This window comes from Bifidobacterium imperatoris (genome assembly GCF_002860405.1).
In the GTDB taxonomy this organism is placed as follows: domain Bacteria; phylum Actinomycetota; class Actinomycetes; order Actinomycetales; family Bifidobacteriaceae; genus Bifidobacterium; species Bifidobacterium imperatoris.
On the sequence record NZ_NMWV01000002.1, the window covers coordinates 55,148 to 67,573 of the forward strand.

The window sequence follows — 12,426 nt, forward strand, 5'->3', positions numbered from 1 at the left end:
ACATACATATGGGTATCGCATCCGAAAACGAGGAGTTCGCCACACGCGCGATTCATGCGGGATACAATCCGCTGGAATACGGGTATGCGGCAGTGCCTCCCATCTACGCATCCGCTGCATTCGACTTGGAGAATGCCGTACGTGGCGATGCGCTTGCGGGCGGACTCATCGACGGATTCGAATACTCCCGTGTGGCCAACCCCACTGTTGACGTATTGGAAAAACGTCTGGCCGCTCTGGAAGGCGGCATTGGAGCTGTAGCCGTTGGTTCCGGTATGGCTGCGGTGAGTTACGCGCTGATGTGCACAGGCGAGGGCGGCGGTAGAATTATCGCTCCCAGCAATTTGTATGGTGCAAGCGTGGATGCACTCGGTGATTTTCTACCACAATTCGGCATCCACACTGATTTCGTCAAAAGCATCAACGACTTGTCTGAAGTGGAATCACGTATTGGCCCGGATACGCGAGCGATTTTCGCGGAAACCGTAGCCAATCCCTCCACGGAATTGTTGGATATCGAGCCGCTTGCACAGTTGGCGCATAGCCACGGCATCGCCCTGATCGTAGACAATACCGTGCCGACGCCCTACCTGTTGCGTCCGATTGAATTCGGTGCGGATATCGTCGTGCATTCCACAACCAAAGGCATCACCGGCCACGGCAATGCGATTGGCGGCGCTATCATCGATGCCGGCAAATTCGATTGGGCCAACGGTCGATTCCCGCAGTTCACCACCCAGCAGCAGGTTATTAGCGACGACCGCAATAACGAGTGGCACAGTTTTGCCAGCAAGTATGGCAATGCTGCATTCATCAAGCGCATTCGTATCAAATACTTGCGAACGTTCGGTGCCGTGGCCAGTCCATTCAATGCATACCTATCGTTGATCGGGTTGGAATCATTGCCGCAGCGAGTCAGCCAGCAGGTGGCTTCCGCGCAGCATATCGCTCAACATTTGAGCCGTGCCGCCCATGTGATGAAAGTCAACTATTCCGGGCTGGGCTATACGCCGCAATACGAGCTGGTAGGCAAGTATTTCCCGCGCGGTGTTGGCCAGATTCTCTCATTCCTGGTAGATGGCAGTGCGGATAACGTGCGCCGCATCATCGATGGCACCAAGCTGTTCTCCTATGTGCCGAACATTGGGGACGCCCGTTCGCTGATCGTTGATCCAGCACATATCACGCATCGCGAGGTGCCAGCCGAAGCGCGTATCGCGGCCGGTGTGAGCGACAATCTCATTCGATTGTCCATCGGATTGGAAAACGTGAACGATCTCATCGCTGATTTGGATCAGGCGATCGCCCATGCATACTGAGCGTTGCAGCTGTTCGTTCTGAGAATAATCTGTGCTGTTATTCTTAAGGACATTGCGGACTTGGGGTTGACATAGCGAAGAAAGGACAGAACATGGCTATTGATGTGTATGGTGCAACATGGTGTGGCGATTGCAAGCAGGCAAAGCGCACGCTTGAGGAACTTGGCGCCGAATATAACTGGCACAACATTGAAACCGAAGATGGTGCCGCCGATCGTGCGGTAGCCATTAGCGGACAGCAGCATATTCCGGTGGTACTGTACCCGGATGGCAGCTTCCAAGTGGAACCTTCCGCAGTGGACATCAAGAACAAAGTCAGCGAACTGGGATTGTAAGAGACAGTTTCAGAACCGTTGAGCGATTGCCGTACCGGTGCAATCGCTTTTTTATTGACAAGAATTGGCTGTTCGACATCGGCTGTTTATTGATGTGAATAGCTGTTCATAGGTAACGCATATAGCCACGCCGAAACATGAGCATATGGGCGAGCCTACGGTGAATGGTTGTACGGCGGGTCGGCTCTGGCGTACGGAACAGTAATGATAAAGGAAGTAGCAGCATGATTCAGATCAGGGGCGTGAGCAAAAGCTTCGAGGGCACCAAGGTGCTTGACGGGCTTGACCTTGACATTCCTCGTCAGAATGTGGTCACTATTATCGGGCCGTCAGGTTCCGGCAAGTCCACGCTGCTGCGCATTCTGGATTTTCTCGAGCATGCTGATTCCGGTACCGTTGACTTTGGTGATGGGGCAGTGGATTTAACCACCACCAAAACTGCTGATATACGCAAAGTACGTTCCAAAATCGGGTTTGTATTCCAGAATTACAACCTGTTCTTGAACAAGAATGCGTTGGAAAACGTAGCTGAACCACTGATTTATGCCAAAGGGTTGAAGCCCGACGAAGCTCGCAAGATTGCAGCCGAACAGCTTGATCGTGTGGGATTGGCCGATTATCAGGATCGATTCCCAAGCACATTGTCAGGTGGACAACAGCAGCGCGTAGGCATTGCTCGCGCGGTAGCCATGAATCCTGAATTGCTGGTGCTTGATGAGCCGACTTCGGCACTGGATCCCGAAATGGTGACCGGTGTGCTTGAAGTCATCAGGCAGCTCGGCAAAGATGGCATGACGATGCTGATGGTCACTCATGAAATGCGTTTCGCTTATGAAGCTTCGAACCATGTGGTGTTCATCGAGGGTGGTCATGTGATTGAACAGGGTGACCCGAAGCAGCTCTTCGAACATCCACGCGAGGAACGTACCGCTGAATTCCTGTCGTCCACGAATAATGTGCTGATGATTCCCGCATCCCGATAGCGGCGAGCTGAAGCACCAGAATTCACAGTTGTTGATTCAACCATTGATGACAATATCAAGAGAGGGGTTTGTCATGTCTCAGAATCATCTTATCCGCAAGGCTGTTGCCTTGCTGTCCGGCGTTGCCGTGCTGTTCTCAGTGGCTGCCTGCGGTTCCGCGTCTGCGGGCGGATCCAGCTCCAGCGCTCTGGAGCAGGTCAAGCAGGCCGGCAAGATTGTGTTCGCCACCGAGGGCACGTATGCTCCGTTCAGCTACCACGATTCCAAAACCAATGAGCTGACCGGCTACGACGTTGAAGTGGCCAAGGCCATTGCCAAGGAAGTCGGCGTCAAGGCCGAATTCGCTGAAGGCAGCTTCGACTCCCTGCTGGCCGGCGTGGATGCCAAGAAGTACGATACGGTTGCCGACCAGATTTCCGCCACCGATGAGCGCAAGGCCAAGTACGACTTCTCCGAGCCATACACCTACTCCTACGGTGTGGTCATCACTTCCAAGGAGAATCCGAAGAATGTGAAGTCCTTCGACGATGTCAAGGGTTTGCGCGCTGCTGAAACCGGCACCTCCAACTGGAACAAGACCGCTCAGGAGAAGGGCGCCACCATTGTGCAGGTCAATGACTTCGGCCAGCAGGTTGACGCCATTACCTCCGGTCGTGCAGACGTGTCGCTGAACGACGGCCTCGCCGCCCTTGACTACTTGAAGCAGAAGCCTGACGCGGATATCAAGATCGCAGCCAAGTCCGAGAAGACCCCGGCCGCCTACCTGCCGTTCCGCAAGGGCAGCGACGATCTGGTCAAGGAAGTCAACAAGGCCATCTCCAAGCTGCAGAAGGATGGCACGTTGACCAAGATTTCCGAGAAGTACTTCGGTGAGGACTTCTCTCAGGAGTGAGTTCCTTGACGCGGGCTTCCTTGCCCGCAATAGTGGAGAGCCTCATAATAATCGGCTTGATGGATACGTATTAACCAACAAAGGATAACCAATGGATGCACGAGTATGGGGAATAGTCGTAGATTCCTTTACTAAGCTACTGATTCCCGGTATTACCGTGACCATTCCGCTGACGCTGATCTCCTTCGCCCTCGGTTTGATCCTGGCGATTGTGGTGGCGTTGGTTCGCGTGGCCAAAGTTCCTGTGGCATCGCAGATTGCATGGTTCTACATTTGGGTGTTCCGCGGAACACCGTTGCTGGTGCAACTGTTCGTTATCTTCTTCGGTCTGCCATCTATCGGCATTACAATTCCTGCACTGCCTTCCGCGGTGATTGCGTTCTCGCTCAACGTGGGCGCGTATGCCGCCGAAACGTTACGCGGTGCTATTCTGGCTGTGCCCAAAGGCCAGCTTGAAGCCGGTCTTGCGGCGAATATGCCATACGTCACAATTATGCGTCGCATCATTCTGCCGCAAGCGTTCCGTTCAGCGTTCCCGGCCTTGTTCAATTCCTTCATCGCGCTGGTCAAGGATACGTCCCTGGCCGCAAATATCACAGTGGTAGAAATGTTCATGACCGCGCAGCGTATCGTAGCCATCTACTACGAGCCATTGGTGCTGTATATCGAAGTGGGACTTATCTACTTGGTATTCTGCACGCTGCTGGGATGGCTGCAGGACTATTGCGAGAAGAAACTCAACGAGCACTTCTAACAGTGCTGTTGATGCTTCGGTTGAAGGCGCTTCCTTGATGAAGCGCCTTTTTCATTTTTGTATATTCGCCTGCACATGGTGAACGGAACATGAAATCTCATTATTGCCTGATATGACTCGCATAGAGGTCTATCCATTCCAGCTGCTGCGCTGGTAGCATGGAAACTGTTGGGTCACGGCACAACGATATGCCGTGCTTAGCCCTTGGAAAGGGGGCTTCGATGACTATTGCAGCCATGTTGGGAGGAACCATGCTGTTGCTGCTGATTCTGTTGATCATTATTATTCTGTTGGTGTTCGCCGCGATTTTCGTCGTGCCGCAGCAGCAGGCATACATCATCGAACGATTCGGTAAATTCCTGAAAGTTCAGTTCGCTGGCATCCACATGCGTATTCCGTTCGTCGATCGCATTGCCATGAAAACGAATATGCGCGTGAACCAGTTGAACGTGCAATTGGAAACCAAGACGCTGGATAATGTGTTCGTCACCGTGGTGGCATCCACGCAGTTCCGCGTTAATCCAAATGATGTGGCTACCGCATACTACGAGCTGCGTGATCCAGCCGGTCAGCTTCGTAGCTACATGGAAGATGCTTTACGCTCCGCCATCCCTGCCCTGAGCTTGGATGATGCATTCGCTCGTAAGGATGATGTGGCTTCCGATGTGCAGAAAACCGTTGGCAATGAGATGAGCCGATTCGGTTTCACCGTGGTCAAGACCCTGATTACGGCCATCGATCCAAGCCCGCAGGTCAAGAACGCGATGGATTCCATCAACGCCGCCCAGCGTGAGAAGGAAGCCACCCGTCAGCGTGCTGAAGCGCAGCGTATCCAGATAGAGACCCAGGCCGCTGCAGAAGCTGAGAAGACTCGTCTTCAAGGTGAAGGCCAGGCCAACTACCGTCGCGAAATCGCCAACGGTATCGTCGACCAGATTAAGAGTTTGCAGGCTGTGGGCATGAACATCAATGATGTGAACAACGTGGTGTTGTTCAACCAGTATCTTGACGTGATGCGCTCGCTGTCTGAATCCAACAACGCGAAGACCGTGGTATTGCCGGCTTCCACGCCGGGAGGCTATCAGGATCTCTATGAGCAGGTCACCAAGGCCATGCTCACTGCCTCCGAAACCAAGTAGGAGCAGACGGTTTCCCATCCCGCCAAGCACCTACCTCCACTGCCTCTACTACCTCCATTGACTGTAGGTTTTTGAACACTGACTGTAGGATATCGAACGTAATTCGTTCAAAAACCTACAGTCAATGTTGAATATCCTACAGTCAAAGTTCAAAAACCTACAGTCAAAGTTGAATATCCTACAGTCGGGATGAGCGGCTCGGATTTCAGGGGTGCGGAGGTATCACGGTATCGCGAAAAAATGTCTGCTATTTGCTGAGGAACTCCGGAATCGCTTCGGCGGCGGCGTATCCTTTGCGGTACATCATTTCCAAGCCCTCGAAATTCTTCTTCAAGGTGTTGAGGCCGTATAAATCTTCAGGGGCGAGAATCAACACCTTGCCCTCGGCTTCATACTGTTTGGCCAATTCGATCTCATCGTTATAGGTCTTGTACCGTTCGCGCAAGCGCTCCGCAGCGGCCGGGTACGTACGTTCCAGAATGCGTGCCGGTGGCAGGTCCTTATGCTGCTGGCGCACTTCATCGCGAAGACGCGAAAGAATCAGAATCACACGCTCATAGCCATCATCCAAAGCCTTTTGCACCGGCACCGGGTCGGCAATGCCGCCATCGAAATACGGCACATCATCTACCACATATGGCTCGCACGCCACGGGAACCGCAGAAGATGCCTTGACGATATCGAAATCATCAAAACGGATACGAGACTTATCGAAATACTTCGTTGAGCCATCTTCGGCATTGCACGCCACCACGGTGAAACCAGTGGGATTAGCTTCAAATGCTTCGAAATCCACCGGGTACTCACCGTCATGATTGCTTAATGTGCCGTAAATGTAATCAAGATTGGCGAAGTTATGGTTTTTGAAGAAACTTTCTGCACTGGCGTATTCCTTGCGGAAGGCATACTTCGTGTAGAACGTATGATTGCGCCCGTGCTGGCGCGCGATGAACGAGGTCATGTTGGCGGCGCCGGCCGAAACGCCGTAACACATGTCCACATCAATACCGTCTTCAAGCATGCGATCCATTACACCGCAGCCGAAAATCGCGCGGAATCCGCCACCGACATCAATCATTGCGGTTTTGTATGCCATGATTACCCCCTCTTTGCAAATAGCCTGCTGCCGAGCTTACGCGCGTTTGCTGGACAATGAGATAGACAATATTCTTCCTATTGTGGGGTTCTATCGATTCAACAGTTCGTGCGCAAGCGCGGCGATACGTTCGGATGGGTCGGAATTGGCAAGGTCCACACTGCCACGTGCATCTTCCGGGGCCAGTTTGCCCAAGGATTCAAGCACCACGCCCAGATGCCGCACGGTACCTTCATTGCCGTCGATGATGGCTGCGCGCTCAGGCAGCAGTTCACGGAAATAGTCACGGTAGAACACAAAATGCGTGCAACCCAGCACCACGGAATCAATACGGTTCAGATCATATTGATCAAAATACCGGTGCAGCGTATCCATTACCAGCTGATGATTGCCAAGCTGACCGGATTCCACGATTTCCACCAAATCAGGGCAAGGCTCTTTGTAAATCTCATTATCCGAATCAAAACGCTGCATGAGATTCGCGAATTTCTGCTCGCGCAAAGTCAGGGGAGTGGCGGCCACAATTACACGTTGCGGAATATGATGCGGGTCGGAGGGTACGTCGCCTCGATCGCACGCCACTTTCAACGCCGGTTCCATGCCGATGATTGGAATGTCGTAATGTTCACGCAGGTCGTTGACAGCTGCGGAAGTGGCGGTATTGCAAGCGATTACCACTGCTTTGACGCCTTGGTGTACAAAGCGCTCAACTATTGCAAAGCTCAGCGCCTTGACCTGCTCGGGTGTCTTAGTGCCATACGGGGCGTTGGCTGAATCACCGAAATACAGCACATGCTCGGCTGGCATGTCCTTGGCGATTTGCCGGGCCACAGATACGCCACCAAGACCGGAATCGAACACGCCAATTGGAGCCGACGAACTCATGCCTGAATCCTTCCTGTCATTGTGTCGATTACTAGAGTACTCTTACAAGGCATGAGCCTTCCGAAACAAGTAACCAAAGCACATGGTACCGGCAATGATTTCGTTGTATACCTTGACCGCTCCGGCAAGTATGAGCCCACCGCGGAAGAAGTGCGTTTCCTGTGCGATCGGCATTTCGGCATTGGAGCCGATGGCCTGATTCGCCTGACCCGTCCAGATTTCGTCTCCGATTTGAATGATGACCAGATAGCGCAAATGCTTGCAGGCGGCGCGCGCTGGTTCATGGATTACCGCAATGCTGATGGTTCGTTGGCTGAGATGTGCGGTAACGGCACGCGAGCCATCACGCTGTTTGCTCAGCGAGAAGGTGTTGCCGACTCCACCGAACCGTTCCGTCTGGGTACTCGCGCAGGTGTGAAGATTTTGACGCCCAAAGGCAATATGAAGCCGTATGGCGCGGATGTCTTCCAGGTGGAAATGGGCGCATGGAGGATTGGCGAACTGGATGCGTACGAGGTAACGATTCCCAGCACTGCCGGTTCCGCACGCGGCACTTTCGTGGACATGGGCAATCCGCATGTTGTGGCGGTGATTGAGGATGCGTTCGCTTCGCTGCCGGTAGTTGAAGAGCTCGATTTGGTGACCAAGCCAGTGGTGGCTCCGGAAATCGAATCCGACCAGAACGTGGAATTCGTACGCGTTGACGATATTGATGAGGCCGCTGGCACTGGCGAAGCCACTATGCGCGTCAATGAACGCGGCTGTGGTGAAACACTGTCCTGCGGCACCGGTTTGTGTGCTACCGGCATTGTGCTTCGAGCCAAGACCGGCATCGATCATTGGGATATCACGGTGCGCGGCGGTACTTTGCGCGTGGATGTAACCGACGAGGATGTGAAGCTCACGGGTGCCGCTACCCTTGTGGCCGATATCACGCTGCTGTAGTCATAGGATAATAAGGTATTTGGCTCCCTGTGCAAAAGAGGGGAACCAAATCACTCCTGCCGGCTGAGGGAAGCCAGAAAAGTGCGTGCTTGTTTGCCGTCTGTTATGCGGCAAACAGCGCGGCACCTTCAGTCACAAATATCAATGTCACAATGGCCACAATCCACAGCACATCAATCATCAAGTCGAAATTCAGACGATAGTACTTATTAAGCCCAGCCGGCACGCTGTCGGTGACTTTACTGTGCGGTAGTTCCTGCACGGCCACTGTTGCATGACTCAACGCCATGAACTGAATGGTTGTGGAGAACATCAGCGTCAAGCACCACGGGCACAATGCATGAATCACGAACAGCGACTGGGTGCTGAGCCAGTACGAGTATGCAAGTGCGGCAAGTCCGCCCAGCCAAGTGCAGGTGGCGAACCAGCGTGGCACGCGTACTCGGGCGAGACCAATTACTGCAATCGTGATGAACACTGATTCGGCGGCAATGCCGAAGAACGCATTCGGATAGCTCAGGCCGCCGAACTTCACGATTTCCGCTTGCCAGGATTGTGCCACGGTAGTGCAGGAGATGACGGCGTTCACATCGCAGCCGAGCTGTGCTTCAGGATGGCGAGCCAGCTGCAAGGTTTCCGCGGACAGAATAAACGAGGTGCCGAGCGCCACTACTGAGGCGATCAGCATGATGAGATACGTCCATGTGGCGCTGTGTCGCCATCCTGTCAGCGGTGTTGGCGCGATGCCGCTGACAGAGTTAGTGTTCTGTTTGCTTTCAGTGTTGCGAGCCATGATTCCCCTTACCGTTCGATTGTGTTCTACCATAGCCGCGCCCCTCGCCGTCTCTTGGAGGCATTGAAGCGGTTGACTGAACAGTGAGGGTGCTGGGAGGGATTACTCGGGATGGTTGAGAGAAGCGCGGCAATGATTCCAGTGCTGTGAGTATTCGTTGCTGCGGTTTGTTCTGCTCTGTTTGGCGTAGACATGCCGAATATGCGGTTACGATGGAACGTATGACTGGATATGAGATGCCTGTGGCCCCGCCGAAAACCGGCTGGGACATTCATTGCCACACCGTGTTTTCCGATGGTACGGAAACACCGGCCGTTCTTGCTGCACAATGCAAGGCACAGGGGCTGAAGGGCGTCGCTATTTCCGATCATGATACGACGGCCGGATGGCTTGATGCTGAAGCTGGCGCGCGCGAAGTGGGATTGCCTCTGCTGCGTGGCACGGAAATCACGGCTACGGATCAGGGTGTTTCGGTGCATATGCTCGGCTATCAGTATGACCCGAAGAATTCGCGCATTGTTGAGTTGTTCGCTTCCACTCGTGAGGCTCGTCTGCGCCGTACGCAGCGGATGGTGGAGCTTATGTCTCATGATTATCCGATTTCTTGGGAATCGGTGTTGGCGCAGGTGAAAGAGGGAAGTAAGACCACCATCGGGCGGCCGCATATCGCTGACGCATTGGTGAGCGCCGGCGTATATGAGAATCGTTCCGAGGCCTTTGCCGATGCGGTCAACTCCTCATCCAAGTACTATATTCCAACACCTTCGCCCACCACGCATGACGTGGTGGCGGCCATCAAAGAGGCCGGTGGCGTGATTGTAGTGGCGCATGCCGCGGATTTGAGTCGCAATCGCCGGCTGCTGTCTGACGAGCAGATTGCATCACTGGTTGATGAAGGTCTGGATGGTTTGGAAGTGTGGCATCGGGGTAATCCTCCGGAGCAGCGTGAGCGTTTGCTCGGACTGTGCAGTCGTTTTCATTTGCTTGTTACCGGTGGTTCGGACTGGCACGGCAAGGGTAAGCCGAATCTGCTGGGGGAGAATCTCACCGATGAGGCGACCGTGGCGGAAATCGTAAGCCGCGGTGTGCTGCCGCTGTATCGGTAGGTCTACAAGCGGGGCTGGCTTATCGGTCCGATTTATTGAAAAATCGCGATGGTAGTCGTGGCGTGTCGTAGAGTTTGACATTTTGGTACACGGGTGTATCATCAGTGGTATTGGTACACAGTTGTACCAAAGAAACATCCCGAACAATGGGGTAGGAGGAGAATCATCATGCGCAACACAAAGAAGGTCATCGCGGCAACGGCAGCAGTCGTCATCCTCGTCGGCCTCGCAGCGTGCGGCAACGGCAGCGGCGACAGCAACGCCAACAAGGGCGATGCCGATAAGGCCGAACTGGTGTTCTGGGGCTGGGATTCCGGCAATTCCATGAAAGACATTATCGCCAAGTTTGAGAAGGCCAACCCTGGTATCACCGTGAAGTTCAACAACACCGGTACTGCCGAGAAGACCTCCACCGCGCTTTCCAACGCCATCGCAGCCGGCAACGGCGCTCCGGATGTCGTGATGCTCGAAGACCCGACCGTCACCCAGTTCGCAGTCACTGACGGCCTCGTGGACCTGAGTGAATTTGGCGCGGACAAGCTTGCCGACGACTTTGCAGCCGGCCCGTGGAACAAGCTTCAGTACAACAGCAAGCCGTACGCACTGCCGATTGATTCCGGCCCGGAAATGTTCTTCTACAACAAGGCCGTGTTCGACAAGGCCGGTGTGGACGGCGAATCCATCAAGACCTGGGACGACTACTACGAGGCGGCCAAGAAGATTCGCGCCACCGGGGCCTACATCACCAACCTGGCCGGCACCTCCAACGACTACCAGCCATTCACCGCACAGATCTGGCAGGCCGGTGCTCAGCCTTGGAAGGTTGATGGCGAGAAGATCACCATCAACATGACCAAGGACGAGGGCATGCAGCGCTACATCAAGTTCGTCCAGAAGCTCATCGACGAAGACCTCGTAGACACCAAGACCCCGAACTGGTCCGACGATTGGAACCGCGAGCTCAACGACGGCACCATCGCATCCCTGACCATCGGCGCTTGGATGCCGATCAACCTGATGACCGGTGCTCCCGACCAGGCTGGCAACTGGCGCGTCGCCCAACTGCCGCAGTGGGAGGAAGGCCAGGAAGTCTCCGCCGAAGACGGTGGTTCAGCGCTCGCCGTGGTCAAGCTCTCCAAGAACCAGGCCGCAGCCTACAAGTTCGTCGAGTACATGACCCACGGTGATGGCGCTCAGGTCATGGCCGACACCGGTACCTTCCCATCCCTGAAGAAGATTCTCACCTCCGACTCCTTCACCGATCCGACCACCGAAGCCAACAAGAAGACCAACGACTACTTCGGCGGCCAGAACGTGAACGAAGTGCTCTCCGAGGCGGCACAGCGCCCGACTGAGAAGTTCCAGTACCTGCCGTACAACCCGTTCGCCCAGTCCTCTTATGGCGACGAGGTTTCCAAGGCCTACACCGGTGACATCACCCTGGAACAGGCGCTCGAAAACTACGGTAAGAAGCTGGCCGAGCAGGGCGAGCAGCAGGGCTACACCGTCACCGTCAAGTAAGATCACGCCGGCACAAGCCGGGTAGCTAGGAGCGGGGATACACCCCAGTATCCCCGCTCTTTTCGTGCCCGGAAGGCTGATGGAAAGAGAAAAGCAATGACACAACCAATAGGCGTGAGCCCGGAAATGGCGGGGGCACATATGCCCCAAGCACGAATCAACAAGCATAAGGCGGATTGGCGTGGATGGAAGTTCATGTGGCCGTTCGCAGTGGTGTTCATCTTCGTGTTCATCATCCCGATTTGCTATGCCATTTACATCAGCTTCTTCAAGAAGCAGATGATTGGCGGCACTAAGTTCGTGGGGCTTGAGAACTACCAGCGTCTGCTTGTCGACCAGCAGTTCTGGAGCTCGGTCGGTCGCGTGGCAATCTTCACCATTTTCCAGGTGCCGGTTATGCTCTTCCTCGCGGCAGCTATGGCATTGGCATTGGATTCGATGAAGCTGCACGGCACGAAATTCTTCCGCATCTCCACCTTCCTGCCTTACGCAGTGCCCGCCGTGGTCTCCACGTTAATCTGGGGCTTCGTATACGGCGCCAAGTACGGCCTGGTCGGCTCCTTCAACAGCTTCTTCGGCACCCATATCGATGTGTTGAGCTCAGACGTGTTGCTTGCCGCCATCGCAAACATCAACACCTGGGAGTTCACCGGTTACA

General features: G+C 54.4%; 13 protein-coding genes. 10 read left to right on the forward strand and 3 right to left on the reverse strand.

Annotation, left to right across the window (positions count from 1 at the left end; genetic code table 11):
• Positions 1-8: 8 nt before the first annotated feature.
• The 6 genes from Tam1G_RS00740 (at position 9) to Tam1G_RS00765 (ending at position 5,422) form a co-directional block, all read left to right on the forward strand.
• Positions 9-1,319: an O-acetylhomoserine aminocarboxypropyltransferase/cysteine synthase family protein gene (locus tag Tam1G_RS00740; RefSeq protein WP_101625103.1), complete on the forward strand. Its 1,311-nt coding sequence runs from the start codon at positions 9-11 to the stop codon at positions 1,317-1,319.
• 92 nt (positions 1,320-1,411) lie between these two features.
• Positions 1,412-1,654 carry a mycoredoxin gene (locus Tam1G_RS00745; protein ID WP_101625104.1) on the forward strand — a complete coding sequence of 81 codons (243 nt, stop codon included), beginning with the start codon at positions 1,412-1,414 and terminating at the stop codon, positions 1,652-1,654.
• Between the two features lie 224 nt (positions 1,655-1,878).
• Positions 1,879-2,637 carry an amino acid ABC transporter ATP-binding protein gene (locus Tam1G_RS00750; RefSeq protein ID WP_101625105.1) on the forward strand — a complete coding sequence of 253 codons (759 nt, stop codon included), beginning with the start codon at positions 1,879-1,881 and terminating at the stop codon, positions 2,635-2,637.
• 73 nt (positions 2,638-2,710) lie between these two features.
• Positions 2,711-3,529 (forward strand): transporter substrate-binding domain-containing protein, encoded by an 819-nt coding sequence (locus tag Tam1G_RS00755; RefSeq protein WP_101625106.1) that lies wholly within the window; start codon positions 2,711-2,713, stop codon positions 3,527-3,529.
• A 91-nt stretch (positions 3,530-3,620) separates the two neighbouring features.
• Positions 3,621-4,283 (forward strand): amino acid ABC transporter permease, encoded by a 663-nt coding sequence (locus Tam1G_RS00760; protein WP_101625107.1) that lies wholly within the window; start codon positions 3,621-3,623, stop codon positions 4,281-4,283.
• A 251-nt stretch (positions 4,284-4,534) separates the two neighbouring features.
• Positions 4,535-5,422, forward strand: a complete 888-nt coding sequence (locus tag Tam1G_RS00765; RefSeq protein ID WP_420308618.1) for an SPFH domain-containing protein — start codon at positions 4,535-4,537, stop codon at positions 5,420-5,422.
• Between the two features lie 247 nt (positions 5,423-5,669).
• Here the strand turns inward: Tam1G_RS00765 and Tam1G_RS00770 are convergent, their stop codons facing one another.
• Positions 5,670-6,518 carry a patatin family protein gene (locus Tam1G_RS00770; protein WP_165781851.1) on the reverse strand — a complete coding sequence of 283 codons (849 nt, stop codon included), beginning with the start codon at positions 6,516-6,518 and terminating at the stop codon, positions 5,670-5,672.
• A 90-nt stretch (positions 6,519-6,608) separates the two neighbouring features.
• Positions 6,609-7,403: a glutamate racemase gene (gene murI / locus Tam1G_RS00775; RefSeq protein ID WP_101625108.1), complete on the reverse strand. Its 795-nt coding sequence runs from the start codon at positions 7,401-7,403 to the stop codon at positions 6,609-6,611.
• Positions 7,404-7,454: 51 nt separating this feature from the next.
• Here murI and dapF point away from each other — a divergent pair, with 51 nt between their 5' ends.
• Complete coding sequence (gene dapF / locus Tam1G_RS00780) at positions 7,455-8,348, forward strand: diaminopimelate epimerase (protein ID WP_101625109.1); 894 nt, start codon at positions 7,455-7,457, stop codon at positions 8,346-8,348.
• Between the two features lie 103 nt (positions 8,349-8,451).
• On the opposite strand, the gene Tam1G_RS00785 is transcribed toward dapF, so the two are convergent.
• A complete protein-coding gene (locus Tam1G_RS00785) occupies positions 8,452-9,141 on the reverse strand; it encodes a vitamin K epoxide reductase family protein (protein WP_242689658.1) in 690 nt (229 codons plus the stop codon).
• A gap of 212 nt (positions 9,142-9,353) precedes the next feature.
• Here Tam1G_RS00785 and Tam1G_RS00790 point away from each other — a divergent pair, with 212 nt between their 5' ends.
• The 3 genes from Tam1G_RS00790 to Tam1G_RS00800 form a co-directional block, all read left to right on the forward strand.
• Positions 9,354-10,247 carry a PHP domain-containing protein gene (locus Tam1G_RS00790; RefSeq protein WP_101625110.1) on the forward strand — a complete coding sequence of 298 codons (894 nt, stop codon included), beginning with the start codon at positions 9,354-9,356 and terminating at the stop codon, positions 10,245-10,247.
• A gap of 168 nt (positions 10,248-10,415) precedes the next feature.
• The gene (locus tag Tam1G_RS00795; RefSeq protein ID WP_101625111.1) at positions 10,416-11,768 is read left to right on the forward strand and encodes an ABC transporter substrate-binding protein; all 1,353 of its coding nucleotides are present in this window, start codon (positions 10,416-10,418) and stop codon (positions 11,766-11,768) included.
• A gap of 96 nt (positions 11,769-11,864) precedes the next feature.
• The coding region (locus Tam1G_RS00800; RefSeq protein WP_165781852.1) for a carbohydrate ABC transporter permease at positions 11,865-12,426 on the forward strand (562 nt) is incomplete at its 3' end.

Excerpts from the sequence above, each read along its gene's own strand:
- Tam1G_RS00740 (WP_101625103.1), top strand. The coding sequence starts at position 9 with ATGGGTATCGCATCCGAAAACGAGGAGTTCGCCACACGCGCGATTCAT.
- Tam1G_RS00745 (WP_101625104.1), top strand. The coding sequence starts at position 1,412 with ATGGCTATTGATGTGTATGGTGCAACATGGTGTGGCGATTGCAAGCAG.
- Tam1G_RS00750 (WP_101625105.1), top strand. The coding sequence starts at position 1,879 with ATGATTCAGATCAGGGGCGTGAGCAAAAGCTTCGAGGGCACCAAGGTG.
- Tam1G_RS00755 (WP_101625106.1), top strand. The coding sequence starts at position 2,711 with ATGTCTCAGAATCATCTTATCCGCAAGGCTGTTGCCTTGCTGTCCGGC.
- Tam1G_RS00760 (WP_101625107.1), top strand. The coding sequence starts at position 3,621 with ATGGATGCACGAGTATGGGGAATAGTCGTAGATTCCTTTACTAAGCTA.
- Tam1G_RS00765 (WP_420308618.1), top strand. The coding sequence starts at position 4,535 with ATGCTGTTGCTGCTGATTCTGTTGATCATTATTATTCTGTTGGTGTTC.
- Tam1G_RS00770 (WP_165781851.1), bottom strand. The coding sequence starts at position 6,518 with ATGGCATACAAAACCGCAATGATTGATGTCGGTGGCGGATTCCGCGCG.
- murI (WP_101625108.1), bottom strand. The coding sequence starts at position 7,403 with ATGAGTTCGTCGGCTCCAATTGGCGTGTTCGATTCCGGTCTTGGTGGC.
- dapF (WP_101625109.1), top strand. The coding sequence starts at position 7,455 with ATGAGCCTTCCGAAACAAGTAACCAAAGCACATGGTACCGGCAATGAT.
- Tam1G_RS00785 (WP_242689658.1), bottom strand. The coding sequence starts at position 9,141 with ATGGCTCGCAACACTGAAAGCAAACAGAACACTAACTCTGTCAGCGGC.
- Tam1G_RS00790 (WP_101625110.1), top strand. The coding sequence starts at position 9,354 with ATGGAACGTATGACTGGATATGAGATGCCTGTGGCCCCGCCGAAAACC.
- Tam1G_RS00795 (WP_101625111.1), top strand. The coding sequence starts at position 10,416 with ATGCGCAACACAAAGAAGGTCATCGCGGCAACGGCAGCAGTCGTCATC.